Below are 15395 nucleotides of genomic sequence, written 5' to 3' on the forward strand. Positions count from 1 at the left end.
CGATGAGGTCGCGTGGTCTGGTGCCGTGCATCGCAAGACGTCGGAGACCCCCAAGCGGGCCACGGCTCTCTTCGCGCCAATGTCAGGCCGTTGGTGGTCGGCGGGTGAGCACAGGTCGAAGCCGCCCTTAGAACTCCTAATGCAATGCCCCCGTACGGGCCGAGTGCTGATGCGCGTGCATCATGACGGCAGTCGATGTGAGCGTGGGGAGCGGGGATGGCCGAGGGCAGCAAGGTGGATCTCATTCGCCTGGCCGATGGGGAGAGCAGTCTTGGGGTTCAGGTTCTGGGCCGCCACAGGCCCGGGGTAATGCCTTGGCACGACTTCCTCGACGCGGAGATCGTCGTCACGAGCGGGTTCGCCCACGGACGCTTGGAGGTGTGCCTGGCCTCGGACGATTTGGACAGCTGGTCACAAGTTTTGGGCGCGCTCGCCGCCGGTCGGGACGCCGCTTGGATGGACGACGGACGCAATCCCGAGATCCGATTCGAATCGTCCGGTCAGGACGGGGTTGCCGTGGTTGTGGTGGAGGACATGGCCGGATCGGGGACATCGGTCCGTGTCCCGGTGCGTCTGGTCGATGGATGGGTTGATGAGCACTACGAACGGCTTCAGCAGGTCCGAGCGTCCTGGCCCCAGGAGGTTGTGGAGACCTCCCCTGGCGCCTATGAGTGGCGGCGCTGAACTGCCGTCAGCCGCCGCCAGCATATGAGCGCGCAGGCCAGGGTGAGGAAGGCTTCATGGATGTCGTCGCGGATCTCCCAGCGGATCCGCAGGCGGCGGAACCAGTGCAGGTGGGCAAAGGCGCGCTCCACCACCCAGCGTTGGGTCCCGAGTCCGGAGCCGTGCTCGGTGCCGCGCCTGGCGATGACCGGCCTTCACGCCGAGGTCCCAGACGAGGCGGCGGTATTTGTCGTGGTCGTAGCCGCGGTCGGCGAGCACTGCGTCCGGGCGACGTCTGGGCCGGCCGCGCTTGCCGCGCACGGGCGGAACTGCTTGCAGGAGCGGGATCAGCTGAGTGACGTCGTTTCGATTGCCACCGGTCAGCGTGGCAGCGAGTGGGATGCCGGTGGCATCGGTGATCAGGTGATGTTTACTGCCGGTTCTGCCCCGGTCGACAGGGCTTCGTCCTGTCTTGGATCCCCTTTTAACGCCCGGATGTGGGAGCCGTCGACCGCTGCCCGGGAGAAGTCCAGGGCGTTCACGGCGCGAAGCCTCGCCAGGACGACCTCGTGCAGCCGGGGCCACACCCCGGCCTCGGTCCATTCGGCGAGGCGGCGCCAGCAGGTCATGCCCGAGCCGAAGCCAAGTTCCTGCGGCAGATGTTCCCAGGCGATCCCGGTATTCAGCACGAACAGAATGCCCTGGAACACGAGACGGTCAGGATGCCGCTTCCGCCCTGGATGACGAATCCTGCGCTCAATCTTGGGCAGCAGCATCTCGAGCACAGCCCACAGCTCATCGTCGACATCCCACGGCTTCGGCCGAGCCACCCCGCACCCCCAGATCAACAGTCCCGGAATGATCAAACCACCTCGAAGATCATTTCGTTAGGAGTTCTTAGTGGTTGGTCCTTGATGTGCCGACCTCCGGTGGCAGGAGCCTGTCGACTGGTGGGCTGGCTCGTTCTCTCGTCTCGGCACGTGAGTCGTCGTTCGTTTCAGATTGCGGTTCGGGTCGTGACGGCGACTGACAAATGCATTCTGCTGGAGTGGCGGGCGACAGCAGGCTGCAGCCGCTTGCGTTGGCTGACCGCAAGGGGTTCAGCAACGGGCGCCCGCCCCTCACCGCAAGGGGCGGGCGCACTGGGATGGGCGGAGGATTCCGAGCGTGTCAGTTGACCCGGACGATCTTCCAGAGTTGGTCGTCGACGGTGACGTTGTTCCACTGGATGACGGATGCGCCGTTCGTCGTGGAGGACTGGGCGACGCCGGCCACCAGGCCACTGCCCGCGTTGACGAGTTTGTAGTAGCCGCCGCCCGCGTCGGTCAGGGTCCACTTCTGGGAGCTGGCGGTGGAGGACGTGTTCTGGACGAGGGCCGCGCCTGGCGAAGTCGAAGCGTTGCTGATGTCCAGGTTCAGGCCGCTGTTGACGTTCTTCACGGTCCACGCCCCGCCGCTCTGGGACTGGAAGGTCCACAGCTGGCAGGCGGAGGCGGAGACCTGCCACTGGTCGGTGGCCGTGCCCACGGTGGTGGAGGCGCCCGGGATCTCCAGGTACTTGCCGCTGTTCTTGTTGACCAGGAAGTACTGGCCGCTGGAGAGGTTGGGCAGGGCGGTCTGGGTGAGGTTCCAGCGCTGGCAGGCGCAGCTGGTGCTGTCCCACTGCCCGGCGGCGGTGCCCACGGTGGTGGAGGCGCTGGGGATCTCGAGGTACTTGCCGGTGAGCCGGTTGAGGAAGGTGAAGCCACCTGCTGGGCTGGGGGCGACGGCCCACTCGTGGTCGAGGGTGCCGTTGTCGTCCCACTGCAGGACATTGGCGCCGTTGGCGGTGGACTGGTTTGCGACGCCCAGGACCTTGCCACTGGCCACATTGAAGATCTTGAAGTAGCCGGACGTCTGCTGGACGAACCGCCACTTCTGGTCGCTCGCGTTGTCGGCGTTCTGCTGGGTGGCGTTGGTGCCGTTGGTGGTGGTGCCGCCCACGATGGTGAGCTTCAGGTTGCTGCCCGCGTTGGACACGGTGTAGGTGGCGCCGTCGGAGATGCCACCGCCCAGGTCGATGGTGCCGTAGGTGACGGGGTTGAGACCGGTGCTGGTGAGCCGGCCGCCACTGAGCACCAGCAAGCTGTGGCCGTCCGGCAGCGGGACCATTCCGCGGCTGTATCCGCCGGGGACCTGGGAGCCGATGTGCGTCCAGGTGTTGGCAGCTCCGTTCTGCGTGTTCAGGAACAGGTCGTCGCTGCTGTGGGCGCTGACCACCAGGGTGCCGTTGGCGCCGCCGGTGGGCAGCCAGGTGATGTAGGGCGAGCTGGTGGGGACGGTCCCGTCGGTTGCCTTCAGCGGGATGGCGGTGGCGGACCCGAACGCCTCCGGGTCGGAGGAGATCTTGTAGTACACCGCGAAGTCGCCCTCGGGCGCACCGCCGTACTCGTACGTCATGACGTACTTGCCGTTGGGGAGTTTCGCGACGGTCGGCATGCCGGGGCGGCTGCTGTACTCGGGCACCGCGGCGTCGTCGACGACCGGGCCCCAGTTGACGCCGTCCGTGGTGACCTGGTGTACGACTTTCTGACCGTGGGCGGGGTCGCGCTGGTCGGAGTAGTAGGCGATCAGCTTGTTGCCGGAGACCAGAAGGAACGGTTCCCATACGGGAGTGTGGCCGTTACTGCTCTGCGCCTCGCCGCCGGTGGCGATGTTGCTGACGAAGCTCCAGGTCACACCGTGGTCGGTGCTGGCGTACATGTCGATCTTGATCGCGGATCGGTCGGCGGGGACGGAGGCACCCGCGGCCATGATGGTCCCGGCCGGGTAGTTGCCGATCGCGGTGGGCAGTTCGTACAGCTCCGGTTCCCAGCGCATGCCCCAGCCGTTCTGGGTGTCCTGGATGTCGGAGATCTTGGTCCAGCTGTTGCCGTTGTCGGTGCTGCGGTAGATCGGGAAGACGGGGGTGCCCGACGTGTACTGCTCGAACGTGGCGAGGATCGTGCCGTTGGACGAGCCGCTGTGCTGCAGACGCAGGCCTCTGGGGTAGAGCGACCCGGGCGAGGGCGCGCCGGACGGCGGGGTGTACAGGGTTTGCGACGGGCGCGAGATGGCGTGCGCCTCGCCCGCGGCGGGAAGGACGAGCCCGCCGACGGCTGCGACCAGGGCCAGCAGCAGCATGAGGGGGACGGGGTGGGAACGCGGAGCGGCGCGGTGTCTGGCGCCTGTCTGCGTGGAGGACATGTGCGGCTCCAAGCTGAGGGAACGAGGTGCTGTGAGGTGCCCGCCACTTCGGGGATCGGCTCAGCGTGAAGCGGCGGGTGTCTGAGAGAGGAGCGTCGACCCGGTTGGGGAGTGGCCGGTGGACGGTCCGGGAGACAGGCCGACAGGCTCGCTGACGGCCGCGTTGGTGGCGGGGATCGGTGCAGGCGCACGAGGGCATAGCCTGCGGCACGCTGGTTGTTGCCCGATCTTCCTCAGAGGCGTTTTCGAACCTCACCGAGGTGATGACTCAGAGCCGTAGTGGTCTCCGAGAATGAGGCGCGTCCCTCAGTGGCGGATGGCCGGCGGGGGCGCGGTCGACGAGCGGACAACGAGTTCTACTGGCGGCGCGCTCGCAGGTGGCAAATCCGTGTCGGGCTTCTCGATGGCGTGAACGAGAAGGCGGATGCCTTCCCGGGCCGCGGCCTCGAAGGGCTGGCGCACGGTGGTCAGGGGAGGAGAGACGTAGGCGAAGACGGGGTTGCCGTCGAAGCCGACGACACTGATGTCCTCCGGCACGCGACGCCCGGCTTCCCGCAGGGCGTGGATGAGGCCGATGGCCATCTCGTCGCCCGCCGCGAAGACCGCGGTCACGGAACGGTCCGAGGCCAGCGCCTGGCCAACGGCATGGCCCGAGGCGGCCGACCAGTCGCCGTTGAGCAGCGGTGGCTCGTGCGCGCCCCGCGCAGCAAGCGCCTCCCGCCATCCCTCTATGCGGTCCGTGGTGGCGTACCACCGCTGGGGGCCGGCCAGGTGGTGAACAGTCGCGTGGCCCAGATCCAGCAGATGTTCGGTGGCCGCCCGGGCCAGTGCGTGGGCGCCCACGTCCATGGTCACCGTGCGGGCGGAGGTGAAGGACGGTGGTGCCCCCAGGAAGAGGACGGGGACGTCGACGCGGACGCCGACGTCCCCTTCCACGATGGGTTCGGAGACGATGACGCCGTCTACGCCCTGCTCGAGGAGTGACTCCACGGCGCCGGCGATACCCTTCGGGTCGCCGTTAGGTGTGTTGACCACGCGGAGCGCGTAACCTGCGTCGCGCACGGCCCGCTCGATGTGCACGAGCAGTGAAGCGGTTCCGTACCCGGCAGTGCCCAGGGCGACCACACCGATGGAGCCCGTACGCCCGGAGGCCAGTGTTCTGGCCGCCTGGTTCAGCCGGTAGCCGAGTTCCTCGGCGGCTGCGAGGACACGTCGCCGCACGTCGTCGGAGACGTACGGCTCGTTGTTGAGGACTCGCGACACCGTCTTGCGCGAGACTCCGGCCAGGCGGGCCACGTCCGCACTTCGCGGCGCAGGCGAGTCCACATTCCGCCCCACCACCTTTGGTGTCATGACGTCTCCTGATGGCCGTATGCCTGCAATTTTGTGTGACTACGTGGTCTGACCGCGCGGTCATGTCTACGCAATCGGCAAGACTTACGTCAAGAGATGTCGCCGACTTTCTTCCACTCGCACCCGCGAGACGGGTCTTACAGCGACTCCCCGAAACGTTCAGTCTTCCTCGCATCCGTAGATCGATCCTGTTCGATCGCGCTTGATTGCGGTTGGTGGGTGGCCGCTTCCCATCACCCCTCCGGGTCGACGTGCCATGCCCGGGTGGGCCCCGTCGGGAGCTGAAATGCGCGATTTCTCCCTGGGTCGGTCGATGCCTGCCACCAGCCGCCGCACGCTGCTGCGTGGCGACCGACCCCGCATCGACAAGTTGGTCACCCTCCGTACGACCTCACCCGGCACCACGGCTGAGCTGCCGGTGAGCGCCGAGACGGCTGCCGGCCTCGGCCTGGTCGTGGACGCGGCCGGCGTCCACCGCGCCCTGTAGTTCCTTGAAAGCACCACGTATTGGCGGATCACGCTGCCGCTGTGCAAGCCAGCGATGGTGTCCCTTGTGCTGCAGCGGCAGTTCGTCAGGTCCGATACGCGGCGCCGACAAGGGCTGACCCGTCCCCGGCCTGCACCACTCGTTCTTCGTATCTTCCGGAGTACCGCCAATGAGTACGGAACGCCGCCTTCGCCTGCCCGGCATCGCCTACGGCGGGGACTACAACCCCGAGCAGTGGCCCGAGGATGTCTGGGCAGAGGACATGCGCTTGATGCGTGAAGCGGGTGTCACCCTGGTCAGCGTCGGGATCTTCTCCTGGGCACTTCTGGAGCCCGCGGAAGGCATCTACGACTTCTCCCGCATGGACAAGATCCTCGGCTTGCTCCACGAGAACGGCATCGCCGCCGACCTCGCCACTCCCACAGCCGCCCCGCCCACCTGGTTCTTCAAGGCCCCCCGGAGGCAATGCCGGTCGACAAGGACGGCCGCCGACTCTCGTACGGCAGTCGGCAGACCTTCTGCCCCAGCAGCCCCGCCTACCGTGCGGCGGCGCTGCGCATCGCGGGCGCCCTCGCCGAGCGCTACGCCGACCACCCCGCGGTCGCCATGTGGCATGTGCACAAGGAGTACGGCTGTCACGACGCGGCCTGCTACTGCGACACCAGCGCCGACGCGTTCCGCGCCTGGCTGCGCGCCCGCTACGACAACGACCTGGACGCCCTCAATCACGCCTGGGGGGACGGCCTTCTGGAGCCAGTGGTACTACTCCTGGGACGATATCCTGCCGTCCCGCGCCACCGCAGCCCCGCCCAACCCCGCCTACAACTGGACTGGCGCCGTTTTTGCTCCGTCGCTGAATCGTCATCCCGGCCTTTCATGCCCGGGATGACTACTCAGCCGAGAGTCCAGTCGACGCTGTCCGTGTATGTGGAGCCGTTGATGGTCGCGGTGACTGTCACGGTGTTCTGCCCCTGCTTCAGTGTGACGTTGGCCCACCTGAAGATGTGGTCGCTGCTGCTCAACGTTCCCAATGGGGTGCCGTTGAGGCTGGCGGTGACCTGACTTGCGTTGGAGTAGACCTTCAGTTCGGTGGTGGCGTCAGTTCGCTGGGTCCAGCGGCGGCTGGTGATGTAAAGGGTCGGACTGCTCGCCCAGTTGGCCTTGTACCAGTAGAAGGCGTCCTTGCGGATCTGCCGGTCGTGGGTGACCAGGCCCTTGTCGTTGATGCCGGGCTGGCTTCCTTCGCCGCGGCTGTCGGAGGCGAAGTCGAACATGGCCCAGACGAAGGTGCCCCAGATATAGGGACGGGCGGCGAGCTGCTTCCAGGCCGATTCGTGGAACAGCGACTGGTACTCCTCGGGATGCCAGGAGCCACCGGCTGAAGGCATCGGCGGGTTGAGGGCGTGCTGGGTGGTGTTGGCGCCGGCGCCGTACTCGGACACGGCGATCTTGCGGGAGGGAGAGGTGGTGTGCAGGTTGTCGGCCCAGGCACCCAGTTCGCTGTCCTTGGAGCCGTAATACCAGCCGAGGTACTTGTTGTAGCCCGTTGTCTGCGTGTGCAGCCCTGACTGCGCGTTGTCGGGGTCGTCGCCGCGCGCGGCGTAGGTGGAGAGCCGGTCCGGGTCCTCGGACGCGACGATGTCGGCCAGTGACTGGAGCAGCGTGTTCGTGGCTGTGCCGTTGTAGTCGGCCTGCTCGTTGCCGATGCTCCAGAAGGCGATCGACGGGTGGTTGTAGTTCTGCCGGATCAGCTCTCGCAGCTGGTTCTGGGCGCCGGCGGTGAAGGCGCTCGAACTGGTGACAGAGGCGACCAAAGGGATCTCCGCCCAAACGATCTGCCCACGTTCGTCAGCGAGGTTGTAGTCCTTCTGGTCGTGCTGGTAGTGCGCCATCCGGATGGCGTTGGCGCCGACCTCCTGGATGAGGTCGAAGTCCTGGGTGTGGTCGGCGTCGGTTATCGCCCAGCCCTTGCCGGCCCGCTCCTGGTGCAGGTTGACGCCGTGCAGGTGGAGGTGGCTGCCGTTGAGCTGGAAGCCGGTGCCGGCATCGACGGCGACGGAGCGAAGGCCCAGGCGTTCGGTCACCACGTCCGTGATCGTGTTCGCTCCCGCGGTGACGTCGTGGATCTCGACAGTGGCGTTGTAGAGGTAGGGATCCGCCAGGCCGTTCCACAGGCGTGGGCTGTTGACCGTGACGGTCTGGCTGACATCCGCGCCGGTGGCCGCGGCGAGGGACTGCGCGGTGGTGCTGGTGTCCGCGACGATGTTCCCGTTGCTGTCGGCGATGATGGTGCGGACCACCACCGATTTGGTGGTGGTGTTGTCGTTCCACAGCTTCGTTGTCACGGTCACCGTGGCCGACGCCGTGGTCACGTTGCTCTGCCGCAGGTAGACGCCGGGACCCGCGTAGTCCGTCATCCGCGCGTGAAGGTTGTCGATGGCCCACAGGCTTACGTTGCGGTAGATGCCGCCCTCGAAGGAGTAGTCCGCGCCCACCGGCGCAATGTCGGCGTCGTAGGCGTTGGTCACCTTCACCGCGATCACGTTGTCCCCGCCGGGGACGAGCGCAGCGGTGGCGTCGAACCTGAACCGGGCGTATCCGCCTTTGTGCTGCCCGAGGTACGTGCCGTTGACCCAGACGTCGGCGACCTGGTTGACCCCGGCGAACTGCAGGTACAGCCTCTTCCCGGTCATGGTGGACGGCACGGTGTAGTGGCGGCGGTACCAGCCCACTCCGCGGTAATAGTTGTTGCCGCCGTCGGCACCGTCGGCGGCGTTCCAGGTGTGGGGCGTGGTGACCGACGTCCATGCGGAGTCGTCGAACCCGGACGCTTGCGCACCCGTAACGTCTTGCCTGATGAACCGCCACCCATCGTTGATGCTTACCCACACACGCGGATTTGGCGCCGTGTACGTCGCGGCGGACGCGGCACCGGCAAGCGGAATCCCCGCCAACGAGGCCAGCACTCCCGCAGCTGCCCCGCTCAGCACGTGCCGGCGAGTAGGAGAACCTGTCATGTCAGAGCTCACTTTCTCAGAGGTGGATTGGAAGGTCTCTTGGCGTGCGTCACACCGACGACCGCGCTGGGGCGGCGCCATCAGGGCCGGGTGACCGACTGCGCGAGGCCACCGGGAGACGTGCCCCGGTTGCACTTCACGTCCCGTCGGTTGTCCTTCCAGATCCCGGCACCGCGGTCGCACCACATGTGGTTCTCGGACATGAGGGTGCAGACCGTGGGTCGCCGCGAGACGGCTCGGCAGTGGACGCAGTACGGAACAGGAATGGCCGGGCCCGTCGACTTGGTCAGTAAGCCCGTCGGCGTGATGCCGGACAGCCTGACTGTTGGCGGGCCTATGCCGGAGCAATGGCGTGGGGGAGGGACGAGGGGGTCAGAGGAAGGGCGGAGGTGCGGTCGAGCCGCGGATGACGAGTTCGATGGGTGGGTCACTCGCCGGCGGCGGTTCGGTGTCCGGCTTCTGGATGGCGTGGAGAAGTAGCCGGATTCCTTCGCGTGACGCGAACTCGAAGGGCTGACGGGCGGTGGTCAGGGGAGGAGAGACGTAGGCGAAGGCGGGGTTGCCGTCGAAACCGACGACGCTGACATCCTCCGGCACCCGGCGCCCGGCTTCCCGCAGGGCATGGATCAGGCCGATGGCCATCTCGTCACCCCCCACGAACAGCGCGGTCACCGATTCTTCGGAGGCCAACTCACGGCCCGCGGCGTATCCCGAGGCCGCCGACCAGTCACCGTTCAGCAGCGGCGGTTCGTGCGCGCCCCGTGCCGCCAGCGCGGCCTGCCAGCCCGCGATGCGGTCCTTGGTGGCGTACCACCGCCGCAGCCCGGCGAGGTGATGGACGGTCGAATGCCCCAGGTCCAGCAGGTGCTCGGTGGCCGCGTGTGCCAGCTGACGGGCGCCCACACCGACGGTCAAGGTCCGGGAGGCAGTGAAGGCGGGGGGTGCTCCAATGAAGAGGACCGGCACGTCGACACCGAGTGGGACTTCTCGTTCGACGAGGGGTTCGGATACGACGACGCCGTCCACCCCCTGTTCGAGGAGTGATTCCACGGCGCCGGCGATGCTTTCCGGAGCGCCGTCCGGTGTGCTGACGACGCGAAGTGCATAGCCGGCGTCCCGTACGGCCTGCTCGATGCCCATGAGCAGGGAGGCGGTTCCGTACCCGGCGGTCCCCAAAGCCACCACACCGATGGATCGAGTGCGTCCGGAGGCCAGAACCCTGGCTGCGTGGTTCAGCCGGTAGCCGAGGTCCTCGGCAGCCGCGAGGACACGTCGGCGGGCCTCGTCGGAGACGTACGGCTCGTCGTTGAGGACCCGTGAGACCGTCTTGCGTGAGACGCCGGCCAGCCCGGCCACCTCCGCACTGCGCGGCGCGGAGGAGCCCGCGCCGCGCTCCGCACCTGTCGTCATTGAGTCTCCCAACGGGCGTGTGCCTACATCGAGCGAGATCAGGTGACATGACCGCGCGGTCTGATCGCGCGGTCAATGTCTACGCATCCACCGACCGCGCGTCAAGAGTTCGCGCAACGTCATTTGTCGCGTGCGTGGGCGGCCGCCGACGCCAGCGACTGCACGGAGGGGGCCGTCACGTGGCCCCGTAAATGCTTGTCGGGGATGGATCGATGCTGGTCAGGCTGGGGTTGCTGAAGCGGAGAAAGCGGGCGAGAGTGGCGACCCTGTCAGCCTGGTCCGGCCGCCGATGTGTGCGGCTTCTCGCCCGTTCCGGTCGGCGTCACTCATCGTGCGCAGGCCACGACTGGATGCGATTGGCCGACGTGCGGGGACCGGCCTCGGGCGGTGGGTCATTCGTCGGCGGGGCGCAGGCCGCGTTCAGGCAGGGGAACCCACGCCGCGGTCGTCCCGGCAAGGGCCGGAGCTGGACGGTCTGCAAGATCGCAATGGTCGGTTTGAGGCCGCGCACTCCTCGCAGATGGATGGGCACGGCCTCGCAGAGGTGCTGGTAGGGCGGCGGGTCGGCGTTGACCACGCGGTTCGTAGTCCGGGTCGCCAACAGCTTCCGTCGTCGACCGGCAGAACAGCGCCGTTGACGGAGAAGCCGGCGGCGGCAGAGGCCAAGGAGACGATGGCAGCCACCGGCCGGACTCCAACCGGTGTGTCGGCAAGGCGGCTCTTACCCATGCTGTGCATCCGGTTGGGCATCACTGCATATCCAGGGCAGGCCGCCCCCGTCTCCCGAGTGCTCGTCATCAGGCGAATCCGTGATCGAACAACCACGATCGGCGAGCGCCGGAGGGGGAACATATGACCCTCTGGGGGCCTCCCGCCAAGGCGGTCGTTCGGTCGACTGGGACGGTGCGAGGTGGAAAGAAGCTGTGCGCACACCCTTGACGCGGGGTCTCGGAGTGCGTAAACAATGACCGCGCGGTCATACAGATGACCTCGAAAGATTCCGGCGTTCGGCCAGAGGAGACACCGTGACACCAGTGGTAGGACGGGGCAGGAGCCCTTCTGTGCCGCGCAGTGCCGATGTCGCCCACCTGGGTGGCGTCTCGTAAGACCGTGTCGAGAGTCCTCGACAACGAGCCCTACGTCTCCGGCGACGTACGGCGACGCGTCATCGAAGCCGACGAGGAACTCAGCTACCGACGGAACATGCGGTAAGCACCACCGCCCGGCGACTGCCGTCGATTCCGGTTACCAAGCGGGCCGCAAACTGGCCCCCGACCCCCAGGTGACCGCGGTCTTCGTCTTAGGTGACGACGCAGCAATCGGCTTGATCCACGCCTTGGCGGAAGCCGGTCGACGCGTGCTCCACGGCGTCGGCGTCATGGGGCTGCGACGGCAACCCCGTCTTCGCCCACACTCCTGGGCACCGCAGCTCGCACTCAGGGCTTCTCGTCCACGCGATCGAAAAGCCCGACACCCAGATGCCGCCGGCGAGCGACCTACCGGTCGAACTCGTCGTCCGAGGCTCGACTGCACCCCCGCGTACTGGAGGACCCCCGGGCGCGGGCGGCGCGCGGTCTTCCGCTTGCGCGACGGGACGCACGCACCCCCGTCAGCGGACGGACCACCAACCACCGACTGATCACCTTTGACCGGGCCGGGCGGCACGACGCTCGCGGCCCGGCGGATGAGACCGCCTCGGCTCACCAGCACCTCTGAACCTCCACCACCGTGGACGACCCGCTGTGCGGCGCGCGTGACGCACGCCGGCAACAGCACGCGCGACGTGCACCAGAACATGGCGACCGCCATGCCGCGGTAGCGACCCTTGCGCCCCGCCTTCCCTTCGCCGGTTCTTCTCCTGCCTTCCCCTGCCTTCCCCTGCCGTGCGACGCGTCCTCATCAGACGTGCCGTCCCACAGCCCATCAATGGAGTTCACCATGCCCGGATCATTCGTTCCCGCGTCCCCCATGAACCGTCGGTTCTTCCTCACCGCGACGGGCGCGGTGTCGCTCGGCGCCGCACTGTCCGCCTGCGGCGGCAGCAGCTCCGGCGGATCGGCCTCCGCCAAGCCGGCCAGCCAGGCCGACATCGACAAGGCGATGAAGACGCCCACCCAGCTGACGTTCTGGACCTGGGCCCAGAACATCGACCAGGAAATCGCGCTCTTCGAGAAGAAGTACCCGGCCATCAAGGTCAACGTCGTCAACGCCGGCCAGGGCGTCGCCCAGTACACGAAACTGCGCACCGCGCTCAATGCCGGCACCGGCGCCCCGGACGTGGCGCACATCGAGTACCAGGAGATCCCGACGTTCACCCTCACCAACAGCCTGATGGACCTGAGTCCGTACGGCGCGTCGGCGCTCAAGGACAAGTTCGTCGACTGGACCTGGGCACAGGTCAGCGGACCCGCCGGCCAGGTCTGGGCGATCCCGCAGGACACGGGGCCGATGGGCATGCTGTACCGCAAGGACATCTTCGACAAGCACGGCATCCAAGTGCCGGGCACCTGGGACGAGTTCGCGGCAGCGGCGCGCAAGCTCCACAAGGCCGACCCGAGCGTCTACCTGACCAACCTCGCACCGAACGAGCCCGCCGCCTGGCACGGCCTGATGTGGCAGGCAGGCGCCAAACCGTATGAGATCACCGGCAAGAGCACCGTCTCGATCAACGTCGACGACGCGATCTCCAAGAAGCTCGCCGGTTACTGGGGCGGGCTTGCGCAGGAGGGGGTCATCAGCACCGATCCGGACTTCGCCGACGCGTGGTACACCGGGTTCAACAAGGGCAAGTACGCCACCTGGCTCACCGCCGCCTGGGGCGCGGGCTTCCTGGCGGGTTCGGCCAAGGCCACCGCGGGCAAGTGGCGGGCGGCGCCACTGCCGCAGTGGGACGTCTCCAAGCCGAGCGCGGGGAACTGGGGCGGCTCGAGTATTGCGGTCATCAAGACGACCAAGAACGCGATCGCCGCGGCGCTGTTCGCCCAGTTCCTCAACAGCGACCCGGCGAGCACGAAGATGTTCGCCACCAAGCAGTTCCTCTTCCCGTCCACCAAAGCCCTGCTCGCGGACCCGAGTGTCACTGGCGACACGAGCGCCTTCTACGGAGGCCAGAAGGCCACCCAGGTGTTCGTCGACGTCAGCGACACGGTCTCCCCCTCGTTCCAGTGGCCGCCGTTCCTCGACCAGGTGGCCACGGACTGGACCGAGACCGTCGGCAAGTCCTTCGCCCGCAAGTCCGACACCGTCGCCGCCCTCGGCAGCTGGCAGCAGCGCATCACGAAGTACGCCAAGAGCCAGGGCTTCACCGTCAAGGGAGCGTGAGATGGCCTCCCCCAAGCTCTCGACCGCGCTCGAACAGGGGGTGCCCCCATCGATCGCGTCTCCCGCCCACGAGGTACTGCGAGCAAGACCGGCGCGGCGCCGGCGCGGTGGCGGACGCGGCCACCGGGCCGCGGGACCGCTGTTCGTCGCACCGTTCCTGGTGCTGTTCCTGTCGCTCTTCCTCGCCCCGCTCGGCTACGCCGCCTACCTCAGCCTCTTCCAGCAACGTCTCGTCGGCGGAACGACCTTCGTCGGGCTCGGCAACTACGTCACCGCCCTGAAGGATCCGCTCCTTCTGCACGGGGTCCTGCGCGTCGCGGAGTTCTTCGTGATCCAGGTGCCGCTGATGCTGCTGCTGGCCCTGCTGTTCGCCCTCGCGCTCGACAGCGGCCTGCTGCGGCTGGCGCGCGCGATCCGGATCGGCATCTTCATGCCGTACGCCGTGCCCGGTGTGGTCGCCACGCTCATGTGGGGGTACCTGTACGGGCCGGACTTCGGCCCGTTCGCCCAGCTGAGCCGGAGGCTGGACTTGCCGGCCCCGCACTTCCTCAGTGACGGCTGGATGCTCGGCAGCCTCGCGAACATCGTGACCTGGGAGTTCGTGGGCTACAACATGATCATCCTGTACGCGGCTCTGCGGACCATTCCCCAGGAGCTGTACGAGGCAGCCGCGATGGACGGGGCGGGCGCCTGGCGGACCGCCTGGTCCATCAAGCTGCCCGCGCTGCGGCCCACGCTCCTGCTGGTCCTGCTGTTCTCCGTGATCGGCAGCTTCCAGCTGTTCAACGAACCGAGCCTGATGATGCGTATCGCGCCGGACGTCATCAGCAGTTCCTACACCGCGAACCTTTACGCCTACTCCCTCGCCTTCACCGGGCAACAGCTCAACTACGCGGCCACGGTGTCCTTCCTCCTGGGCCTGGTCATCGTGATCGCCTCGTACGCCATCCTGCTCATCTCGAACCGAAGGAGGGCCGGATGACGACCACAACACCTGCGGCCACGATCGCCCCACCGGCGGACCGTGCTCCCACCGCACACCGGGAGCGGCGCAAGCCTTCGGCCCGGCGCCGCCGCAGCACCCCGCTGACGATCGCCATGCTGGCCGCCCTGGCCTACTTCTTGCTGCCGCTGTTCTGGCTGCTGGTCGCCTCCACCAAGAACACCCAGGGCCTGTTCAACACCTTCGGCCTGTGGGTTTCCCACGCCCCACAGCTACTGACGAACATCCGGGCGACCTTCACCCAGGACGACGGCGTCTTCGTGCACTGGCTGCTCAACACCATCGTGTACGCCGCCGTCAGCGCGCTCGGGGCGGCGATGCTCGCGGCGGCCGCCGGGTACGGCTTCGCCAAGTTCCGCTTCCGCGGCGACCACGTCGCCTTCAATCTCGTACTCGGCGCCATCATGGTCCCGGCTACCGCCCTGGCGATCCCGACCTATCTGCTGTTCGCCAAGGCAGGCCTGGTCAACACCCCCTGGGCCATCATCCTGCCCTCCCTCGTCAACCCCTTCGGCCTCTACCTCATGCGCGTCTACGCGGCCGACGCCGTCTCGGACAGCCTCTTGGAGGCCGCCCGCATCGACGGGGCCGGCGAGGCGCGGATCTTCTTCCGGATCGTCCTGCGGCTGCTGGCGCCGGGCCTGGTGACGGTCCTGCTGTTCACTCTCGTCGCCACCTGGAACAACTACTTCCTGCCGCTGATCATGCTCAACGACCCGCGCCTGTACCCCATCACGGTCGGCCTCGCGTCCTGGGCAGCCCAGGCCCAGAACGGCGGAGCGGGCGCCAGCAGCGACATGCTCCCACTCGTCGTCACCGGCTCCCTGATCTCCATCGTGCCGCTCGTCATCGCCTTCCTCCTGCTCCAGCGGTACTGGCAGAGCGGCCTGGCCACCGGAAGCGTCAAGCAATGACC

11 protein-coding genes and 2 pseudogenes are annotated in these 15395 nt (G+C 67.4%); 7 read left to right on the forward strand and 6 right to left on the reverse strand.

The annotated features are described in order from the left end of the window. Nucleotides 1–216 precede the first annotated feature (216 nt). A complete protein-coding gene (locus ACIPFH_RS40885) occupies nucleotides 217–684 on the forward strand; it encodes a DUF5959 family protein (protein ID WP_401834765.1) in 468 nt (155 codons plus the stop codon). Here ACIPFH_RS40885 and ACIPFH_RS40890 read toward each other — a convergent pair. From ACIPFH_RS40890 to ACIPFH_RS40900, 3 genes and pseudogenes are all read right to left on the reverse strand, one after another. Beyond that, nucleotides 666–1493, reverse strand: a pseudogene (locus tag ACIPFH_RS40890) (IS5 family transposase). The gene ACIPFH_RS40885 and the pseudogene ACIPFH_RS40890 overlap by 19 nt on opposite strands. A 340-nt stretch (nucleotides 1494–1833) precedes the next feature. Continuing rightward, nucleotides 1834–3888, reverse strand: coding sequence for an RICIN domain-containing protein (locus ACIPFH_RS40895; protein ID WP_401834767.1), 2055 nt, complete (start codon nucleotides 3886–3888; stop codon nucleotides 1834–1836). 306 nt (nucleotides 3889–4194) lie between these two features. Beyond that, complete coding sequence (locus ACIPFH_RS40900) at nucleotides 4195–5241, reverse strand: LacI family DNA-binding transcriptional regulator (protein WP_401834770.1); 1047 nt, start codon at nucleotides 5239–5241, stop codon at nucleotides 4195–4197. A gap of 313 nt (nucleotides 5242–5554) precedes the next feature. On the opposite strand from ACIPFH_RS40900, the gene ACIPFH_RS40905 reads away from it, so the two are divergent. After that, a complete protein-coding gene (locus ACIPFH_RS40905) occupies nucleotides 5555–5728 on the forward strand; it encodes a hypothetical protein (protein ID WP_401834773.1) in 174 nt (57 codons plus the stop codon). A gap of 169 nt (nucleotides 5729–5897) precedes the next feature. Continuing rightward, nucleotides 5898–6565 (forward strand): annotated as a pseudogene (locus ACIPFH_RS40910) (beta-galactosidase); the annotation flags it as partial. Between the two features lie 56 nt (nucleotides 6566–6621). Here the strand turns inward: ACIPFH_RS40910 and ACIPFH_RS40915 are convergent. The 3 genes from ACIPFH_RS40915 to ACIPFH_RS40925 form a co-directional block, all read right to left on the reverse strand. Continuing rightward, nucleotides 6622–8745 carry a glycoside hydrolase family 2 protein gene (locus tag ACIPFH_RS40915; RefSeq protein ID WP_401834775.1) on the reverse strand — a complete coding sequence of 708 codons (2124 nt, stop codon included), beginning with the start codon at nucleotides 8743–8745 and terminating at the stop codon, nucleotides 6622–6624. A gap of 80 nt (nucleotides 8746–8825) precedes the next feature. Next, entirely contained in the window at nucleotides 8826–8948 is a 123-nt protein-coding gene (locus tag ACIPFH_RS40920) for a hypothetical protein (RefSeq protein WP_401834777.1), read from the reverse strand. Between the two features lie 169 nt (nucleotides 8949–9117). Continuing rightward, on the reverse strand, nucleotides 9118–10155 hold the full coding sequence (locus tag ACIPFH_RS40925; protein WP_401834780.1) for a LacI family DNA-binding transcriptional regulator: 1038 nt from the start codon (nucleotides 10153–10155) through the stop codon (nucleotides 9118–9120). 1110 nt (nucleotides 10156–11265) lie between these two features. Here ACIPFH_RS40925 and ACIPFH_RS40930 point away from each other — a divergent pair. The 4 genes from ACIPFH_RS40930 (at nucleotide 11266) to ACIPFH_RS40945 (ending at nucleotide 15393) form a co-directional block, all read left to right on the forward strand. Beyond that, complete coding sequence (locus ACIPFH_RS40930) at nucleotides 11266–11367, forward strand: LacI family DNA-binding transcriptional regulator (protein WP_401834783.1); 102 nt, start codon at nucleotides 11266–11268, stop codon at nucleotides 11365–11367. A gap of 726 nt (nucleotides 11368–12093) precedes the next feature. Further along, nucleotides 12094–13476, forward strand: a complete 1383-nt coding sequence (locus tag ACIPFH_RS40935) for an extracellular solute-binding protein (protein ID WP_401834786.1) — start codon at nucleotides 12094–12096, stop codon at nucleotides 13474–13476. Nucleotide 13477: 1 nt separating this feature from the next. Continuing rightward, nucleotides 13478–14458, forward strand: a complete 981-nt coding sequence (locus ACIPFH_RS40940; RefSeq protein WP_401834788.1) for a carbohydrate ABC transporter permease — start codon at nucleotides 13478–13480, stop codon at nucleotides 14456–14458. Then, complete coding sequence (locus ACIPFH_RS40945) at nucleotides 14455–15393, forward strand: carbohydrate ABC transporter permease (RefSeq protein WP_401834791.1); 939 nt, start codon at nucleotides 14455–14457, stop codon at nucleotides 15391–15393. The genes ACIPFH_RS40940 and ACIPFH_RS40945 overlap by 4 nt, the downstream gene beginning before the upstream one ends. Nucleotides 15394–15395 lie beyond the last annotated feature (2 nt).

This window comes from Streptomyces sp. NPDC088157 (genome assembly GCF_044741545.1).
Lineage (GTDB): Bacteria > Actinomycetota > Actinomycetes > Streptomycetales > Streptomycetaceae > Streptomyces.